At 73.9% G+C, this 15,732-nt stretch carries 12 protein-coding genes; 10 read left to right on the top strand and 2 right to left on the bottom strand.

Annotated features, from left to right (window positions below):
- Positions 1 to 54: 54 nt before the first annotated feature.
- From IEZ20_RS36180 to IEZ20_RS36145, 8 genes are all read left to right on the top strand, one after another.
- A complete protein-coding gene (locus IEZ20_RS36180) occupies positions 55 to 1,653 on the top strand; it encodes an FAD-dependent monooxygenase (RefSeq protein ID WP_189306740.1) in 1,599 nt (532 codons plus the stop codon).
- 65 nt (positions 1,654 to 1,718) lie between these two features.
- Positions 1,719 to 2,540 (top strand): AfsR/SARP family transcriptional regulator, encoded by an 822-nt coding sequence (locus IEZ20_RS36175; RefSeq protein WP_189306738.1) that lies wholly within the window; start codon positions 1,719 to 1,721, stop codon positions 2,538 to 2,540.
- An 11-nt stretch (positions 2,541 to 2,551) separates the two neighbouring features.
- Complete coding sequence (locus IEZ20_RS36170) at positions 2,552 to 2,746, top strand: ferredoxin (RefSeq protein ID WP_189306736.1); 195 nt, start codon at positions 2,552 to 2,554, stop codon at positions 2,744 to 2,746.
- Positions 2,743 to 4,044 carry an NAD(P)/FAD-dependent oxidoreductase gene (locus tag IEZ20_RS36165; protein WP_189306734.1) on the top strand — a complete coding sequence of 434 codons (1,302 nt, stop codon included), beginning with the start codon at positions 2,743 to 2,745 and terminating at the stop codon, positions 4,042 to 4,044. The genes IEZ20_RS36170 and IEZ20_RS36165 overlap by 4 nt, the downstream gene beginning before the upstream one ends.
- Positions 4,041 to 6,908 carry a non-ribosomal peptide synthetase gene (locus IEZ20_RS36160; RefSeq protein ID WP_189306733.1) on the top strand — a complete coding sequence of 956 codons (2,868 nt, stop codon included), beginning with the start codon at positions 4,041 to 4,043 and terminating at the stop codon, positions 6,906 to 6,908. Before IEZ20_RS36165 ends, IEZ20_RS36160 begins: the two co-directional genes overlap by 4 nt.
- Positions 6,901 to 7,869 (top strand): NAD-dependent epimerase/dehydratase family protein, encoded by a 969-nt coding sequence (locus IEZ20_RS36155; protein WP_189306731.1) that lies wholly within the window; start codon positions 6,901 to 6,903, stop codon positions 7,867 to 7,869. Before IEZ20_RS36160 ends, IEZ20_RS36155 begins: the two co-directional genes overlap by 8 nt.
- On the top strand, positions 7,866 to 8,894 hold the full coding sequence (locus IEZ20_RS36150) for a methyltransferase (RefSeq protein ID WP_189306729.1): 1,029 nt from the start codon (positions 7,866 to 7,868) through the stop codon (positions 8,892 to 8,894). The genes IEZ20_RS36155 and IEZ20_RS36150 overlap by 4 nt, the downstream gene beginning before the upstream one ends.
- Entirely contained in the window at positions 8,891 to 10,366 is a 1,476-nt protein-coding gene (locus tag IEZ20_RS36145) for an FAD-dependent monooxygenase (protein ID WP_189306727.1), read from the top strand. Before IEZ20_RS36150 ends, IEZ20_RS36145 begins: the two co-directional genes overlap by 4 nt.
- Before the next feature lie 10 nt (positions 10,367 to 10,376).
- Here IEZ20_RS36145 and dapA read toward each other — a convergent pair whose 3' ends face one another.
- A complete protein-coding gene (dapA, locus tag IEZ20_RS36140) occupies positions 10,377 to 11,276 on the bottom strand; it encodes a 4-hydroxy-tetrahydrodipicolinate synthase (protein ID WP_189306725.1) in 900 nt (299 codons plus the stop codon).
- A 132-nt stretch (positions 11,277 to 11,408) separates the two neighbouring features.
- Here dapA and IEZ20_RS36135 point away from each other — a divergent pair, with 132 nt between their 5' ends.
- Positions 11,409 to 11,942: a DUF3618 domain-containing protein gene (locus IEZ20_RS36135; protein ID WP_189306723.1), complete on the top strand. Its 534-nt coding sequence runs from the start codon at positions 11,409 to 11,411 to the stop codon at positions 11,940 to 11,942.
- A gap of 111 nt (positions 11,943 to 12,053) precedes the next feature.
- On the opposite strand, the gene IEZ20_RS36130 is transcribed toward IEZ20_RS36135, so the two are convergent.
- The gene (locus tag IEZ20_RS36130) at positions 12,054 to 13,880 is read right to left on the bottom strand and encodes a DUF8508 domain-containing protein (protein ID WP_189306720.1); all 1,827 of its coding nucleotides are present in this window, start codon (positions 13,878 to 13,880) and stop codon (positions 12,054 to 12,056) included.
- A gap of 265 nt (positions 13,881 to 14,145) precedes the next feature.
- Between IEZ20_RS36130 and IEZ20_RS36125 the strand changes: the two genes are divergently transcribed.
- Positions 14,146 to 15,570 (top strand): hypothetical protein, encoded by a 1,425-nt coding sequence (locus tag IEZ20_RS36125; protein ID WP_189306718.1) that lies wholly within the window; start codon positions 14,146 to 14,148, stop codon positions 15,568 to 15,570.
- Positions 15,571 to 15,732 lie beyond the last annotated feature (162 nt).

Below are 15,732 nucleotides of genomic sequence, written 5' to 3'. Positions count from 1 at the left end.
ACACCCGACGTGACCACACCAGGAACGCATTTCTCAGACCGGGAAGGGGACACCATGGCCGAGCAGTCCGACACCGAGGTGCTCATCGTCGGGGCGGGACCGGTGGGCCTCGCCCTGGGCGTCGACCTGCTGCGCCGCGGGGTCTCCGTGCGCGTCGTCGACCGCGACCCCAGCCACCACCCCCACTCCAAGTCCCTGGCGCTGTGGCCACGGGCGCTGGAGAGCTTCCACCGCATGGGCCTCATCGAGCCCCTGCTCGACCGGTCGCTGACGGTGGGCGCGCTCAAGTACTACCTGGGCGACAGGGTCATCCGGGTCGGCTTCGGCAGCCTGGACGGCAGCCGGTACCGCTATCCGGTCACCCTGCCGCAGAGCGCCACCGAGGAGGTCCTGCGCCAGGGCTTCGCGGACGCGGGCGGCAAGGTCGAGTACGGCACCGAGTTCGTCGGCTTCACCGAGGACTCCCGCGGAGTACGCGCCACGCTGCTCGCCGGCGGCCAGGAGGTCGAGGCGAGGGCGCGGTACCTGGTCGGCTGCGACGGGGCCCACAGCACGGTCCGGCAGCGCCTCGGCGTGGCCTTCGAAGGGGCCACCTACCCGCAGCAGTTCCTGGTCGCGGACGGGGTGTGGGAGACCAGCCTGCCGCAGAACGAGACGCACTACTTCATGGACCCCTCCGGGATCCTGGTCGTCACCAGCCTGCCCGAGGGCAAGGCCCGCGTCTTCCTCGGCCTGCGCGAGGAGGTGCCCGAGGACCGACTGGCCGAGACCGCGCAGCGGCTGGCCGAGGCCCGGTGCACGGTGCCGATCCGGGCCGTGGGCGAGCTGCAGACCGGCATCTTCCGCATCCACCGCCGCATGGCGGACCGCTTCCGGGTGGGACGCGTCCTCCTCGCCGGCGACGCGGCCCACATCCACAGCCCCGCCGGGGCCCAGGGGCTCAACACCGGGCTGGAGGACGCGGCATCGCTGGCCTGGCGCCTCGCGGGGATCCAGAGGTACGGCCTCACCCCGGACACCCTGGAGGAATGGGACCGGGAACGGCGGCACACGGCCGCCTCCGTGGTCGCCGACAGCGACCGGCAGACCCGGATGTGGACCCTGAGCGGCTGGCGGCGGTCCGTGCGGGACGTCGCGCTGGAAGGCGCCGCCCGTGCCGGCGTCCTCGACCGGTTCGTCGCGCCCCGCCAGGCACAGCTCACCCTGTCCTACCCCGGTGACGGCACCGGGACCGGCAGGCTCCGCAGCGGCATGCGCCTGCCCGACGTCCCGCTGGAGGGACGGGCCGACCAGTCCTGGCTGCACGACAAGGTGGCCCGGGACGCGCCGGTGCTCCTGCTGTTCGCGGCCGACAACCGGCACCCGGAGCGGCTGGAGAGCACCCGGCAGGCCGCGCGGCGGCTGCTGTCGGAGCGGGCCGGGGGCCCCGGATACCGCACGGCGGTGCTCCTCAGCGCGCGCATCCCCGAGTCCTCGGTCCACGACTCCGGGCTGGAGGAGATCAACGACCCGGGAGCCGACATCCACCGGCGCTTCGCGGTCGGCAGGCCGTGCGCCGTCGAGGTCCGGCCCGACGCCACGGTCGGCGCCGTCTTCGAGCTGAAGGAGGGCTCGTCGCTGGTGCGCCCCGCCCGGCGCCGCGTCCGTTTCTGACCGCGGGGCCGTACGGCCGGCGAGGAGAGGCGGACCGTACGGCAGGCAAGGAGAAGGGGAGCGGGGTGGCTCTGTTCCAAATGCTCGGTCCGCTCGTGGCGGAGCCCCGGGCGCCCGGGGACCGGCTCACCGTGCCGCGGGGCCCGAAAGTGCGGAAGCTGCTGTGCCTCTTCCTCCTGCACCCGGGCACGATCGTGACGCTGAACCAGATCATGGACGAACTCTGGGGGGAGGAGGCGGTCGACAGCGCCGTCCCCACGGTGCGGACACACGTGTACCACCTGCGGCGCGTGCTCGCCCAGCGCGGCGCGGGCGGCGCACACGGCGCGATGATCCACACCACCAGCTCGGGATACGTGCTGGACCTCGGGGACGACGGCACCGACGTGCTGGCCTTCCGCTCCTCCGCCCGGCGCGGCGCCGACCTGCTCAGGGCGGGGGACCACGCGGCGGCGGCCCGCGAACTGCGCGGCGCGCTCGCGCAGTGGCGCGGTCCGGCGCTCGGCGACGTCTGCCACGGCCGCGTCCTGGAGCAGGAGGTCGTCCACCTGGAGGGCCAGCGGCAGGACGCGCTGCACCAGCGGATCATCGCCGACCTGCACCTCGGCGACCACCGCCGCATCATCGGCGAACTGCGCCGGCTGGTGGCCGCGGAACCGCTCAACGAATGGCTCTACGGCTGCCTGATCGAAAGCCTCTACCACAGCGGCCTGCGCAACGAGGCGCTGCGCGCGTACCGGCAGATCCGCCACACGCTGGACACGGAGCTGGGTCTGGAACCCGCCCCGTTCCTGCAGGAGATGCAGCAGATGATTCTCGACCCCGCGGCGGGGACCGTTCCCCGCTCCGGATCCCTCATGACCCAAGCGTTCCCGACCCTTGCATGAAGGTGGCAGTGATGAAGGTTGTTGCGGACTACGACAAGTGCTGTGCCGCGGGGCAGTGCGCGATCCTCGCCCCCGACGTCTTCGACCAGGACGAGGACGACGGGATCGTACTGGTCCTCGACCCCGAACCCCCGGCCCATCTGCACGACGCGGTGCTCCAGGCCGTCACGGCCTGCCCCGGCTCGGCCCTCAAGGCGCTGCGGTGAGCCCTGGGACCATCGTGGTGGCCGGCGCCTCGGCCGCCGGCCTCTCCGCGGCGGAGACCCTGCGCAGGAAGGGCTACGACGGGCGTCTCGTCGTCATCGGCGACGAGCCGCACCCGCCCTACGAGCGTCCGCCGCTGTCCAAGCAGGTCCTGACGGGCGAGTGGGACGAACAGCGGACCGCCATGCGCGACCCCGCGGCCCTCGACGGGAGCGCACTCGACCTGCGCCTCGGCGTCCGCGCCCGCGGACTCGACCTCGGCGGCCGGCGGGTGATCCTCGACGACGGCGAACACCTCGCGTTCGACGGCCTGATCATCGCGACCGGCGTCCGCGCCCGCACCCTCGCCGGCGCGCAGGCGCTCTCGGGTGTGCACACCCTGCGCACACTGGACGACCTGGCCGCCCTGCGGGCCAGCCTGTGGGCCGGCGGCACCGTGGCGGTCGTCGGCTCCGGGCCGCTCGGCATGGAGGTGGCCTCCTCCCTCACCGCACGCAACGCCCACGAGGTGACCGTCATCACCGACGAGTCGGTCCCGATGGAGCGGGTCTTCGGCCCCGCCGTCGGCGAGATGCTCGGCCGGATCCACCGGAGCAGAGGGGTCAAGCTGCACACCGGGCAGACGGTGACCGGGCTGGCGGGCACCCGGGGAAGGGTGTCGGGCGTCCGTCTCGCGGACGGGACCACGGTCCCGGCGGACACCGTCGTGCTGGCGATCGGATCCGTACCGAACACCGAGTGGCTCGCCGGGAGCGGGCTCACCGTCGACCGCGGCGTCCGCTGCGACGCGTACAGCGCGGCGGCCCCCCTCGTGTACGCCGCCGGGGACGTCGCCCACTGGGACCACCGCGTCCACGGCGAACCCGTGCGCACCGAGCACCGCATCAACGCCACCGAGCAGGGTGCCGTGGCCGCGCACAACCTGCTGTCCGAACTGGGCGCCGCACCGGAACCGCGCGCCGCGTACACCCCGGTCCCCTACTTCTGGTCCGACCAGTACGCGCTGAAGCTCCAGGCGTACGGCCTGCTGCACGGCGCGGACCGCGTCGAGGTGCCGTACGCGGACCTGGACGACCCCGACCGCCCCCGGCTCGCCGCGTTCTACGCGCGCCAGGGCCTGGTGAGGGGCGTGCTCGGGACCGGGATCCCGCCCCGGGTCCTGCGCGAGCTGCGCGGACTGGTCACGCTCCCGAAGCCGTGGGAGGACATCCGCGGCCGGGCCGCCGAACTGCTCGCCGCCCTGGGCAGCCCCCGCCACCCCGCCGTGACGCGGGACGCCGACCGAGGAAAGGCACGATGACGACCAGCCCGAGGACACCCGCCGCCCGGACCGCCGCGGCCGGGGACGACAGCGGCGAGCGGAGCACCGGCCTCGGCGGCCTGCTGGTGAGGGCCGCGGCGGACTTCCCGGAACACGGGCTGCGCTACTGCACGGCGGAACGCCCTTCGGGGCACACCCTCCAGACCTATCCGGAGCTGCTCGCGGAGTCGCTCCGCCTGCTGGGCGCCCTGCGGGCCGAGGGCGTCCGCCCGGGCCGTGTCGTGGCGCTGCTGCTGGAGCGGCCGGAGGAGTTCGTGCCGGCCCTGTGGGCCTGCCTGCTTGGAGGGATCACCGCGTGCCCGCTGGTGCCCCTGCGCAGCGATCCGCAGCGCTGGGCCGCCCAGTTGGGCCACGTCGACGCCCTGCTCGACGGGCCGCTCGTCCTCACCGACCGGCGCACCCGCGAGGAACTCCCCGCCGTCGAGGGGCTGACGGTCACCACGGTCGAGGAACTGACCGCCGCCGCCCCGGACGCCCCCGCGGCCCCGCCGGCCGCCGGCGACCCCGACGACGTCGCGCTGCTGGTCCTCACCTCCGGCTCCACCGGCGCCGCCAAGGCGGTCCGGCTCACCCACGGCAACCTGCTCGCCTCCATGGCGGCCAAGGCCCGCACACAGTCGCTCACCGCGGCCGACGTGACGCTCAACTGGATCTCCTACGACCACGTCGCCGCGCTGCTGGAGGCCCACCTGCTGCCGCTGTCGGTCGGCGCCGTACAGGTGCAGGCGCCCCCGGAGACGGTGCTGGCCGACCCGCTGCACTTCCTCCGGCTGATCGACGCCCACCGGGTCACCATGACGTTCACCCCGAACTTCCTGCTCGGCCTGATCAACAAGGCGCTCGACCGGCAGCCCTCCCCGCCGGCCCTCGACCTGTCCTGCCTGCGGTACATCGTCTCCGGCGGGGAGGCCAACCCGGTGGCCACCGGAGTGGCGTTCCTCGACCGGCTGGCTCCCCACGGACTGCGCCGCGGGGCCCTGTGGCCCGCCTTCGGCATGACCGAGACCTGCGCCGGCAGCATCTACAACCGGGAGTTCCCCGACGCCGACCGGGACAGCGAGTTCGCCGCGGTCGGACGGCCCGTCGACGGGCTCCGGATCAGGATCGCCGCCGGCGACGGCACCCCGCTCGCCGACTCGGAGACCGGCGAGGTCCAGCTCACCGGCCCGATGATCACCGACGGGTACTGGAACGACAAGGAGGCGACCCAGGCGGCGTTCACGGCGGACGGCTGGTTCCGCACCGGCGACCTCGGCCGGCTCGACGGGGGCCGGCTGACCCTGGTCGGGCGCAGCAAGGACAGCATCATCGTCAACGGCGTCAACTACTACAGCCACGACCTGGAATCGGTCCTCGACGGCCTCGAAGGCATCGCCCGGTCCTATGTCGCCGCGTTCCCCACACGCCCGCCGGGCAGCGACACCGAGCAGCTCGCGGTCGCCTTCGCCGTCACCCCCGACGTCGCCGGCGACGAGGCGGCACTGCACCGCCTGCTCATCGCCGTCCGGAACACCGCCGTACTGCACTGGGGATTCCGCCCGGCGGTGCTGCTCCCGCTGCCTGAGGACGCCTTCCCGAAGACGAGCCTCGGCAAGATCCAGCGCTCGCTCATGCGGCGGCGGCTGGAGTCCGGCGACTACGCCGGACACCTCACGGCGGTCCAGGAGCTGGTCACCCGGCAGCTGGGCGGCTACACCGCCCCGGAGGGCGAGACCGAGCGGACGCTGACCGGGCTGTACGGCGACCTCGTGGAACAGGACCCGGGCACCATCAGCGCCACCGCCGGCTTCTTCGACCTCGGCGGCACCTCCCTGGACATCCTGCGCCTCAAGCGCCTGATCGCCGAGCGCTTCCCCGGCGTGGACCTTCCGGTGCTCGCGATCCTCACCTCGCCCAGCGTCCGCGCCCTGGCCGCGCTGATCGACGCCGGGCAGGGCGGCGGACCCGTGCCGTACGACCCGGTCGTCCCGCTGCAGACCACCGGCGAGGGCACCCCGCTGTTCTGCGTCCACCCCGGCGTCGGCGAAGTGCTCGTCTTCGTCAACCTGGCCAAGTACTTCGCCCACGAGCGGCCCTTCTACGCCCTGCGGGCCCGCGGGTTCAACCCGGGGGAGAAGCCCTTCGAGACCTTCGACGAGATGGCGCGCACCTACGCGGACGCCATCCGGGCCAGGCAGCCGCACGGCCCCTACGCCCTCGCCGGGTACTCCTTCGGCGCGGCCGTCGCCTTCGAGGTGGCCAAGCTGCTGGAGGCGGACGGCGAGCGGGTGGACTTCCTGGGCAGCTTCAACCTGCCCCCGCACATCAAGTACCGCATGGACGAGCTGGACTTCGTGGAGACCGCGGTCAACCTGGCGATGTTCCTGGACCTGGTCACCGGGCAGCGGGCGGCCACCCTGCCCGCCGAACTCCGCCCGCTGGGCCGGCAAGAACAGCTCGCCCGGCTGATCGACCTCGCCGACCCGGACCGGCTCGCCGAACTCGACCTCGACCTGGCCCGGTTCACCGCCTGGGCGGAACTCGCCGACGGCCTCACCGACCTCGGCCGCAGCTACCGGCCGGCCGGCAGCGTCGCCCGGATGAGCGTCTTCTACGCCGTCCCCCTGCGCGGCACGAAGCAGGACTGGCGGGACAAGGAGCTGAGCCGCTGGGCGGACTTCACCCGCGAGGAACCCCGGTACATCGACGTGCCCGGCGAGCACTACACCCTCATGGGCCCCCGGCACGTGGCCGTCTTCCAGTCGCTGCTGCGCGCGGAACTCGACCGGGCCCTCACCGGCCGGGCACAAGACCGAACGCACGACCGAGCACAAGAGCGAGCACAAGACCGAGCACATGACTGAACACCCGCACGACACCACCTGGCCGGCCGGGAAGAAGATCCTGATCACCGGCGCGACCGGCCTGGTCGCCCGCACCGTGGCCGAGACGCTCGCCGCACACAACGAGGTGTGGTGCCTCGGCCGGTTCCGGGACCCCGCCCTGGAGCACCGGTTCCGGCAGCGGGGGATCCGGACCTGGCGCTGGGACATGGCCGGCGACGAACTCCACGGCCTGCCCCGCGACTTCACCCACGTGCTGCACGCGGCGGTCGAGCGCGGCGACGGGGACTTCGAGGACGCGGTGGCGGTGAACTCCGTCGCCGCCGGCCGCCTGATGACCCACTGCCGCGCCGCCGAGGCCTTCCTGTACGTCTCCACCAGCGCGGTCTACGCCCCCCAGGCGCCCGACCACCGGCACACCGAGTCCGACCCGCTGGGCACCGCGTCGGCGTGGCTGCCGGCCTACCCGGTGGGCAAGCTGGCCACCGAGGGCGCCGTCCGCGCGCTCGCCGTGGCCCTGGGCCTGCCCACCACCATCGCCCGGCTCAACGTGGCCTACGGGCCGCACGGGCACGGCGGGCTCCCCGTCATCTACTTCCGGCAGATGCTCGCCGGGGAACCGATCGCCGTACCCCCCGCCGGCCAGCACTACTGCTCCCCGATCCACACCGACGACATCGCCCGGCACGTGCCCCGGCTGTGGGCCGCGGCGGCGGCGCCCGCGACCGTCGTGAACTGGGGCGGGGACGAGACCGTCGGGGTGCGGGACCTGATGTCCCACGTCTCCCGCCTCACCGGGGTCCCCGTCGACTTCGCCCCCAGCGACGTCACCCGCGCCGTCATCGCGTACGACACCACCCGCCGCCGCGGCATCACGGGCGACTGCGCGTGGTCCTGGCGCGAGGGGGTCCGGCAGGTGCTGGACGCGCACTTCCCCGGCACCGTGCAAGCCGCTCCCGAAGAGAGGTCTGTCCAACCGTGACCACCGAGACACCGACCGAGCCGTACGTGCTGGGCCTGCTGGAACGCGCGCTCAGCGCCGGCTGCGCCGCCTCGCTGCGCGCGGCCGTGAGGCTGGGCCTCGCCGACGCCCTCGGCGACACCCCGGCCACGGCCGGCGAGCTGGCCACGGCGGTCGGCGCCGACCCGGACGCGCTGCACCGCCTGCTGCGCTCGCTCACCTGCCACGAGGTCTTCGCCGAGGACGCCGGGGGCCGGTTCGTCCACACCGAGGTCTCGCGGCTGCTGCGCACGGGCACCCCGGACAGCCTGGACCAGCTCGTGCTGTGGATGACCGAACCCTGGACCTGGGAACTGTGGGGCCGGCTCGACGAGTCGGTCCGCACCGGCAGGGACGTCTTCACCGACCTGCACGGCCAGGAGTTCTTCGAGCACGTGCACACCGCCTGGCCCGAGTCCGCGGCCGTCTTCGACCGCGCCATGACCCAGGCGAGCACGCAGTCCGCCCGGGCCGTGGCGCGGGCCCTGCCGCTGGACGGCGCGCGGACGGTCGCGGACGTCGGCGGCGGACAGGGCTTCCTGCTCGCCTCCCTGCTCGAACACCACCCCGGCCTGCACGGGATCCTCTTCGACCGGCCGGACGTGGTCGCGGGCGCCGACCCCCGGCTGCGCGACGGCGGCGCGCTCGCCGGCCGGACCCGGATCCTGACCGGCGACTGCCGCAAGGAGGTACCGGACGGCGTCGACGCGTACGTGTTCAAGAACGTCCTCGGCATGAACGACGAGGACGCCGCCCTCGTCCTCGGCACCGTGATGCGCACGGCCCGCGCCGGAGCCCGGGTGCTCGTCGTGGAGAACCTCGTGGACGACGGCCCGGGACAGCGGTTCAGCACCGCGATGGACCTGCGGATGCTGCTCACCGTCGGCGGGCGCAAACACACCCGCCAGGGCCTGGTCGGCCTCGTGGAGCGCGCGGGGCTCACCGTCCGGGAGGTACGGCCGGTCGACTCCTACCAGCACCTGATCGACGCCGCGGTGCCCGCGTGAGCGCCCCGGGCACCGACCCGTCCGGGGACCGGGCCGAGGACCGGGCCGAGCCCGCGGACGTCCTGGTCGTGGGCGCGGGACCCACCGGACTGCTGCTGGCCGGAGACCTCGCCGCCGCCGGGGTGCGGGTCACCCTGCTGGAGCGGCGCGCGCACGCCGACGCCAACCTGACCCGCGCCTTCGCCGTGCACGCCCGCAGCCTGGAGGTGCTGGACGCCCGCGGCCTCGGCGACGAACTGGTCACCCTCGGCCGGACGGCACCCGTCGTCGGCGTCTTCGGCAGGCTCGAACTGCACCTGCACCGGCTGCGCAGCCGCTACCCGTTCGTGCTGATCACCCCCCAGTACAACACCGAGCGGCTGCTGGAGCGGCGCGCGCTCGCCGCCGGCGTGCGGATCGTACGGGGTGCCGAGGTGGTGGCGCTGCGCCGGCGGGCCGGGGCCGTCGAGGCGGACACGGCCGGGGCGGGTACCTTCCGCGCCGCGTACCTGGTCGGCTGCGACGGGGTGCGCAGTGCCGTCCGGCGGCTGACCGGCATCGGCTTCCCCGGCCGGTCGGTGCTGCGCTCGGTGATGCTGGCCGACGTCCGGCTCGAGGAGCTGCCCACCGAGGCGGTGACCACCAACGCCAACCGGTACGGCTTCGCCTCGCTGGTGCCGTTCGGCGACGGCTGGTACCGGGCCATCGGCTGGATCGCCGGGGACGACCGCCCCGACGACGCGCCGGTGGAGCCGGAGGAGCTGGCCGGGCTGCTGCGCCGGGTGCTCGGCTCGGACCACGGCCTGCACGAACCGCGCTGGATCTCCCGCTTCCACACCGACGAGCGGCAGGCGGTGCGCTACCGCGACGGCCGGGTGCTCCTGGCCGGCGATGCCGCGCACGTGCACTCCCCGGCCGGCGGCATGGGCATGAACACCGGGCTGCAGGACGCCGCCAACCTGGGCTGGAAGCTGGCCGCCGTGGTGCAGGGCCGGGCCGGGGAGCCCCTCCTCGACTCCTACCAGCGGGAGCGGTACCCGGTCGGCAGGCAGACCCTGCGGATCTCCGGTGCGATCACCCGGGGCGTGCTGAGCGCCCCGCGCAGCAGCACCGTGCGCCGGCTGCGCGACCTGGCCCTGCCGGCGGTCTCCCGGCTGAGTTCGCTCACGGCGCTCGGCGAGAGCCGGCTCTCCGGCATCGGCGTCTCCTACCCGGCGCCGCGCGGCAGCCACCGGCTCACCGGGCAGCGGGTGCCCGACCTCCGGCTCGCCGGCGGCCGGCGCCTGTACGAGGTGCTGCGGGACGGACGCTTCGTCCTGGTCACCCGGGGGCGGCCGGTGCCGGGGACCCCGTGGCTGAACGTCGCCGCCCCCGCCGGGGAGCTGCGCACCACCCTGCTGGTCCGCCCGGACGGCCACATCGCCTGGGCCGCCGACGAGCCGGACCCCGGGGCCCTGCGCGGGGAACTGCAGCGGTGGCCGGTGCTGGGCTAGGACGCGCCGCTCAGAGCGCGGGCAGCGCCTCGTACCGCGCCAGCAGCCCGTCGGCCGTCTCCGGGCCGGCGGGCAGCAGCGGCGCGCGGACCGGGCCGGCGGGCAGCCCGAGGCGGGTCAGCAGGGCCTTCGCGGTGACCGTGCCGGGCAGGCCCGCGCCCGTCATCGCCTCGGTCAGCGGCGTGACGGCCAGCTGGAGCTCGGCGGCCCGTGCGGTGTCCCCGGCGTCGAAGGCGGCCGGGATCGCGGCGATGTGGGCCGGTGCGGCGTTCGCGACCGTGCTCACACAGCCCGCCGCGCCGACCGCGTACAGCGCCAGCACGTGCTCGTCGCAGCCCGCGTAGTACGCCAGGTCCGTCGCGGCCAGCACCTTCAGGGTGCCGAGGACGTCGTAGGAGCAGTCCTTGACGGCCACGATCCGCGGATGCGCGGCGAGCCGGATCATCGTCTCCGGTTCGATGCGGGTGCCGGTGCGGCCCGGGATGTCGTAGAGCATCACCGGTACCTCGCTCGCGTCGGCGACCTGGCGGAAGTGGGCGGCCACGGCCTCCTGCGGCGGCCGGCTGTAGTACGGCGTCACCACCAGCACGCCGTCGGCGCCCGCCTTGCCGGCCGCGAGCGCCAGCTCCACCGTGTGCCGGGTGTCGGCGGTGCCCACGCCCGCGACCAGCGCGACCCGGTCGCCCACCGCCTCCCGTACGGCCGCGACCAGCCGCGCCTTCTCCTCGTCGGTGGTGGTGGGCGACTCGCCCGTGGTGCCGTTCAGGACCAGGCCGTCACAGCCCCGCGCCACCAGGTGCGCGGCGAGCCGCTGGGCGCCGTCCAGGTCGAGCGCGCCGGACCCGGTGAACGGCGTGACCATGGCGCAGAGGACGCGGCCGAAGGGCGAGGGTGTGCGGGAACTCGTCATGGAGGTAGTCTCGGCAACCCGTCGGTGAAGCTCTACTTAATTCTTCTACGAGGTATCGATAAAGATTGCTGAACATTCCTGGGCTCCCCCGCGGGTACCCGGGGGGTCACCCAGGGAGGAGGCGGCATACCGATGAGGCACAGGAACGCGCACCGCTCGGGCGCCAAGGGCCCCGACGAGCTGCGGCAGCAGATCGAGCAGGCACGGCACCGGCTCGGCGACACGGTCGCCCACATGAGGGGCCGGGCCGAGGTGAGGGACAGGGCCCGGGTACGGGCCGCCGACCTGTTGGACAAGGCCGGCGCCATGACCGGCCAGCTGCGCGCCGGCGCCGCCCAGGCGGGGCACGGTGTGCAGGACCGGGCGGCCAGGGCGGGACACCTGGTGCAGGAACAGGCCGCCCGGGCGGGCCACACCGCGCAGGAACGCATGGCGAAGGCAGGTCACCTGGTGCAGGAGCGGGCCGGACACGGCACGCACACCGTACGGGACCGGGCACTGCGGGCCGGGCGCACCGCGCGGCACGACCTGCGGGCACCGCGGCCGGTCAGGTCCGTCATGGGCACCGCCGCCCGGCATCCGCGCCCGGCACTGCTCCTCGGCGCGGCGGGCGCCGCCGTGGTCGGCGCCGCCGTGATCTGGCGCCGCATCGACCGCCGCCGGTGAGCATCGACCGCCGCCGGTGACCGGGCCCCGATCCCGGCACCCCCTCACGGCACCGGCCCACGGCACGGCGGGGCCGGCCGGACACCCCGTCCGGCCGGCCCCGCCGCCCGGTCACGGACGGAACCGCAGCACCTGCGGGTCGTGGTCGCTGATCTGGTCGTGGAACTCCGAGTTGACGTGCACGCTGTCGTACTCGAAGTCGCAGCCGCGGCGGATCGCCGGGCTGACCAGGATCTGGTCGAGGACCTGCTGGTTGCCCTGGTAGTCGTAGGTGTAGCGCTCGCTCTTCGGCAGCGACTTGATCGCCGACCACAGCTCGCCGTCGCCCTCCAGGATCTTCGCGGTCCCGGAGAACTCGAAGTCGTTCATGTCGCCGAGCGCGACGACCTCCGCGTTCTTCTGCACGGACAGGATGTCCTTGACGAACGCGTTCACCGCGGTCGCCTGCGCGTGCCGCTGGACCTCCGAGCTGCGCACCGGCGGCTGGTACTGCGAGGTCAGACCCTGGTCGCCGCCCTTGGAGTTGAGGTGGTTGGCGATCACGAACACGGTCTTGCCGTGGAAGACGAACTCGCCCGCGAGCGGCTTGCGGCTGTTGGCCCAGGCCGCGTTCGCCGGGTCGATCCGGCCCGGGGAGGCCGTCAGCCGGGCCTTGCCCTGCACCTTGGTGACACCGACCGCGGTGGTCGAGTCGCCGCCCGCGCGGTCCGTGAAGGACACCCGCTCCGGGTTGAACAGGAACACCTGGCGGATGTTGCCGCCGGGCTCCCCGCCGTCCTGGTCGTTGACCGGGTTGATCGAGCGCCAGTCGTACGTCGGGCCGCCCGCCGCGGCGATCGCGTCGATCAGCTTCGTCACGGTCCGGTCCGCGTCGACCGTGCCGTCGTCCTTGGCGCCGTTGTTGTCCTGGATCTCCTCCAGCGACACGATGTCCGGCGACTGGAGGTTGTGCACGATCGCGGAGGCGTGCTGGTCGAAGGTGGCGTCCGACGGGTCGAGGTTCTCCACGTTGTACGTCGCCACCGCCAGCTCGCGGCCCGACTGCTTCTGCGTCGTCTCCCGCTCCAGGCCGCCGCTCTCCAGCGTGCCGAGCCTGCTCGCGACGAGGGTGTAGCCGCCGAACTGGTTGAAGTCCAGCGGGCCGGTGGTGGCGCCCCGGAGGGTGTCGCCGACGTCCGCCTTCGGGAAGTCGGCGGTCGCGCCCAGCGACTGGATCTGGAGCCGGCCGGTGTTCTGCGCGTCGTAGGAGCCGTAGACCGTGCCGCCGCGGCGGCTGCGGTGCTCCCACGGCTTCACGGTGACCCACAGCTCGCTGTACGGGTCGGTCGCGGTGACCACGCGGGCGTCGGCGACCTGGACGTTCATGCCCTCCAGGGACTCGTAGTAGTCCAGGGCGTACGCCGACGGGTCCAGCGCGAGACCGTTGATCGAGCCCCCCGCGGCGCTGTCGCCCGCCGGGGCGTACGCGTCCGGCACCGCGTCCTCGTCCACGACGACCGGCGCCGGGACCGCGTTGCCGGTGGAGACCGTGGTGACCGTCGGCTTGGTGATCTCCGTCACCGACTGGTTGCCGGACGAGGTGCCGCCCGGGACGTACTCGGAGACCGTGCCGGTCACCGTCACCGCGTCACCGGCCGCGACCTTCGGCGCCGAGCCGGTGAAGACGAACACGCCCTCGCTGGTGGCCGGGTCGTCGTCCGGCGTCGGGTCCTGGAGCCAGAAGCCCTTGGAGGAGCCGTAGGTGCGCGTGGCCGTGACGACGCCGGGCACGTCTGTCACCTTCTGCCCGGCGAACGGGGATATCCGGGTCGTGCCCTGGATGTCGTGGACACGCACCGAGTCGGCGTGCGCGGGCGAGGTGAGGACGACGGCCGACGCGGCGGAACAGACGGCGGCGACGGTGAGCGCGGCGAGGCGCGCGGAAGACCTGCTCGGCAAGGGATCCCTCCGGGGACGTGACGATGCGCCGGGACGAGGGTGGAACGGGAGCGTGTGGGGCTCGTGGCCCTCAGTGACACGCATAGAGCCGAGTGAACAGTTGTCCCCCCAACTTCTACGCGCGTCAATCTCCTGCCTGGCGCGGGGAGTTGTCAAGGTTTCGGCCATGTACGGCCGCTTACGGGGAGATGAACCGGGCGGCATGGGTGGAAATCCGTCTACGCTGAGCGGCTGAGCCCGTTCACGGTCCGAGGAGAACCAGCCGATGTCAGACAGCTCCCCCCTGCCGCCCGTACGGCTGCACCCCGAAGCGGAGCTGGCGCGCGCCGCGCTGTCCACGCCGGTGCTGTCCCGGGCCGCCCGCCTCGCCCGCTGGGCCGGCCCCGACACCCGTGTCGACGCCGGCGGCGCACTGGCCGAGGAGCAGCTGCCGGCCGCCGCCGAGCTGCTCGGACTCACCGGTGACGACGCCGCCGCGTACGCCAGTGAGGCCTGGCGGGTCGCCGTGGACACCGGCCTGGTCGAGATCGCGGACGAGGAGGCCGGCACCGTCCGGGCCGGCGAGGAGCTGAAGCTGCTCACCGGCGGCTCCCCGCACGACGTGCTCACCGTGTGGCTCGCCGCTCTGGAGACCGTCCTCGCCGACGCGGCCGTCCCCGATCTGGACGACCTGGTCGACGCGCTGGAGGAAGGCGGCGAGGTCGATTTCTCGTCACTCGACTGGGACCCCGGGGCCGAGGCGGATTTCCTCGACGGCGTCCTCGGCAACCTCTACCTGCTGACCGTCAGTGAGGACGGCCCCGGCGACGGCCCCGTCCCGCTGCCCGCCCTCGCCGCCTCCGTGATCGTCCCCGACGACATGGGCGAGCCCACCAACGACGTCCTGGAGCAGGTCTCCGACGCCATGATGCGGCTGGACGACCAGTTCCGGGCGCTGGAGCCGGTCGGGCTCGTCGCCTACCAGCCGGTGGACGAGGCACTGATGGCCGACGCCGACGAGGAACCCGCCGCGCTGGACGACACCGACGTCTCCCGCTACGGCATGGTCCGGCTCACCCCGCTCGGCGTGTACGGGCTGCGCGCCCGGCTGCTGGAGGCCGGGTTCGCCGCCCCCGTCGTCGGGGAGCTGGCCGACAAGGGCGCGGACGCGCTGCTCGACGGCACCGCCCGGTTCGGCCGGTCCGCCGCCCGCGCCGAGACCGAGCAGTGGCTCGCCCGCCGCGAAACGCTCGCCGCCGCCCGGGAGTTGCTCGCCGCGGCCCGCGGCGCGGACGCCGGCGCACCGCTGCGCAGGCTGCGCTGCCAGCAGGCGCTGTCGCTGCTGGGCATGGAGGCCGAACCCGCCCTGCGTGAGGTGCTCGACGATCCCGAGCTGGGCGGACTCGCCCGGGTGTGGCTCAGCGAGCGGGGCGCCGCCGAGGTGCCGGCGCCGTCCCAGGACATGGTGTTCTGGCTGACCGTCGACACGCTGGCCGCACAGCTGGCGGCCGAGGGCAACTCCGAGGAACTGCGGGCCCTGGTCGAGGGCCTCGCCGCGCAGCACAGCGGGTTCTTCGCGGCGGCCTGGCGGGTGGACCACCCCGCCACCGCCGAGGTACTGGACGCGATGGGCCGCCTCCACCCCGACAAGAAGGTGGCCAAGGAGGCCCGCAAGGCCGCGTTCAAGGCGCGCTCTCAGCAAGGGAACTGACGGCACGGCCGGCACGACCGGCCGGCCGCCTCTCCTGTTGTCCCTTCCGGTGACGCTCCGGGCACTTTTCCTGGCGATGGGGTCGTGCAGACGGATTCACGGAACAGGCGCCCTGGTGGTGGCCCGGCGTTCAACTCCCGTTCACAGGTGGACGGGAGCGTG

Source organism: Streptomyces cinerochromogenes, from assembly GCF_014648635.1.
Lineage (GTDB): Bacteria > Actinomycetota > Actinomycetes > Streptomycetales > Streptomycetaceae > Streptomyces > Streptomyces cinerochromogenes.
This window is presented reverse-complemented; position numbering and strand designations above follow the sequence as displayed.